Source organism: Burkholderia sp. B10, assembly GCF_004368385.1.
In the GTDB taxonomy this organism is placed as follows: Bacteria; Pseudomonadota; Gammaproteobacteria; order Burkholderiales; family Burkholderiaceae; genus Burkholderia; species Burkholderia vietnamiensis.
Map to the genome: position 1 here is coordinate 1 of NZ_PQMX01000178.1, position 928 is coordinate 928.

The following is a 928-nucleotide window of genomic DNA, read 5'->3' on the forward strand; positions in this document are numbered from 1 at the left end:
CCGAAGCCGAAGCGGAAGCCTAAGCCGATGCCGAAGCCGAAGCAGAAGCCGAAGCCGATGCCGATGCCGAAGCCGATGCCGAAGCCGATGCCGAAGCCGAAGCCCATGGCCGAAGTCCGAAGTCCGGCGCTCGATGCTCAACGCGCAACGCACGACGCGCGACGCACGAGTGCCGCGGTATGCCCGCGCTTCGGGCGCTTCGGGAAACGGGCCAGACGGCCAGACCGCGCACGCCATCGGCCCGCCCGCGCTATGGCTGCTCACGAAGCCTAAACCCGCCGTCGTGACCGACCGCGTGACCGCCCGCGCACCCGCCCGCCGAATCACCCGCCTTCCGGTGTCACAATGGCGGCCTCACGTTCCGTCACCGAGGAGATCGAAATGGCGCATGGCGAACACAAGTACCGCGTGGCAGTGGAGTGGACCGGCAACCGCGGCAGCGGCACGTCCGGGTATCGCGAATACGGCCGCGATCACGTGATTCGCGCGGGTTCGAAGCCCGACATTCCGGGCTCGTCCGATCCTGCGTTCCGCGGCGACGCGCAGCGCTGGAACCCTGAGGATCTGCTGGTGGCGTCGGCGTCGGCGTGCCACAAGCTCTGGTATCTGCATCTCTGCGCGGAGGCCGGCGTCCGCGTGCTCGCGTATCTCGACGACGCGCACGGAACGATGCTCGACGGCCCCGATCACGGTTGTTTCAGCGAAATCGTGCTGCATCCGCATGTGACGATCCGCGCGGGCGACGATCGCGAGCTGGCGGCGCGTCTGCATCACGATGCGCATGCGAAGTGCTATATCGCGAACTCGGTCGACTTTCCGATCCGCTGCGAACCGGTGATCGAGTCCGCGGCCGCGTAACGCGTAACGCGTAACGGCGGCGCGCGACACGGCAAGCCTGCCACCCGTGCCCGCCGACCTGCCCGCCATC

1 protein-coding gene is annotated in these 928 nt (G+C 68.0%); it reads left to right on the plus strand.

The window, feature by feature from the left end; all coding sequences use genetic code 11:
• Window positions 1-381: 381 nt before the first annotated feature.
• Window positions 382-858: an OsmC family protein gene (locus C3Y15_RS31470; protein ID WP_034193745.1), complete on the plus strand. Its 477-nt coding sequence runs from the start codon at window positions 382-384 to the stop codon at window positions 856-858.
• Window positions 859-928 lie beyond the last annotated feature (70 nt).